1 protein-coding gene is annotated in these 242 nt (G+C 26.0%); it reads right to left on the bottom strand.

Features of this window, described 5'->3' with window-relative positions; genetic code table 11:
- Positions 1-242 (bottom strand): DUF777 family protein (locus U881_RS0107390; protein WP_024653819.1); only part of this gene is annotated, 242 nt, incomplete at both ends.

The raw sequence follows: 242 nt of genomic DNA, 5'->3' as shown, positions 1-242 counted from the left end.
TCTTAAGTTATTAAGACAAGAGATCAGTTGGTCTAAAACTTGTTTTAAGCTTGTCTGTGTATTTTTAATTTCAATTGGATTTACAGTGTCAATAGAAAAATCATTAACTTTGATAGTACATTTTTGCATATCAATAGGCCTTAAAATATAGAAATAGTTTTTATCAAAATAGTTGTTATCTTTACTGTCAAATAGACTAATACTGCTTTGAAGAAGAATCACTTTATCTTCTGCATTTAGAT

Source organism: Borrelia persica No12 (assembly GCF_000500045.1).
Taxonomy (GTDB): domain Bacteria; phylum Spirochaetota; class Spirochaetia; order Borreliales; family Borreliaceae; genus Borrelia; species Borrelia persica.
The sequence above is the reverse complement of the archived record's forward strand: the minus strand, read 5'-3'. Positions and strand labels throughout refer to the sequence as shown.